2 protein-coding genes are annotated in these 1,066 nt (G+C 23.5%); both read right to left on the bottom strand.

Annotated features, from left to right (window positions below):
• Positions 1-201: 201 nt before the first annotated feature.
• Positions 202-771, bottom strand: coding sequence for a DUF3592 domain-containing protein (locus ACFQ1U_RS04930; RefSeq protein ID WP_386105936.1), 570 nt, complete (start codon positions 769-771; stop codon positions 202-204).
• Positions 772-773: 2 nt separating this feature from the next.
• Positions 774-1,066, bottom strand: a 293-nt coding sequence (locus tag ACFQ1U_RS04935; RefSeq protein WP_386105938.1) for a hypothetical protein, incomplete at its 5' end; no start/stop codon positions are given.

A 1,066-nucleotide genomic window follows, 5' to 3' on the forward strand; every position in this document is an offset into this window, starting at 1 on the left:
AGTCCTTAAACTTTTATATCCCATATAAATACTCAGAAAACCAAAAGACTGAAACTATTGCTCACAACGTTGTTGTATATGGTTTGTTGCGTGTTTTAAGCAACTAAATTAGTAAATAATTACCGACCTAGAAAGTCCTTGCGGACTTACGTAAGTAAGCTAAAACTAGCAATAAATTATATACGGTGTTAGCCATAGTATTTATTCAATTATATTTCTTAATAAATAATATGAAAGATACATAAGTCCAGTTCCAAATATCAATCCCATAATGATTTGTATAAATATTTTCTTTTCAAATCTATTTTCTAAACATGCAATTTGTGGTTTTTTAGGATTATAAAATACCGTGATTAAATCTCCTTTAATATTTTCAATTTTTTTTCCAGATTTTAATGAGTTTAAGATTTTTTCTGTGTTTTCTTTATTCATGTTTTTTTTTAGTGATTTGAATTCTTTTGAAAAAAGTGAATCAGATGCAAGAGTTTGATTGGATGAAAAATACTCGTTATTAACCTTATAAACATATGTCTTAATTTTTACATATTTTCTATGTCTATGATTTTCATCACTGAAGTCTTTATATTTGATTTCGGAACTTATTAATTTTCCACTAGTTCGTGTCCATTTCTTACTAAGTAACATTCTTAAACTTCCAATTATACCTGTTATAATTAACCATAAAGAAAAGTATATTAGTAAAGGTAATATTATACAAATAAAAATAGTTGGAATAATTCCTATTTCCCAATTTTCTAGGTTTATTTTCAAAGTTAGGATTGAATTACTGTATTAAGAAATATATATTGAAAGGTGTTTAATTCTAGTTTTAATTTTTCTAAATACTCTAATACATCAATTACTGGTTTGTTAAATAATTTATCGTGAAAATATTTAATTTCATTACCGTTTTTATTAATAATATTACTGGTGTTAAAATGTAATTCATTATAGTTTTCTAATTCAGAATATTTATTGAATAATTTTTTGTTTGATATGTATAATTTTTCTATTTCATTTTTTAATTTGTTACCTTTTACTGATAAATCTTTTCCATCAAATAACT

The sequence above is a fragment of the Tenacibaculum geojense genome (assembly GCF_042676005.1).
In the GTDB taxonomy this organism is placed as follows: domain Bacteria; phylum Bacteroidota; class Bacteroidia; order Flavobacteriales; family Flavobacteriaceae; genus Polaribacter; species Polaribacter geojense.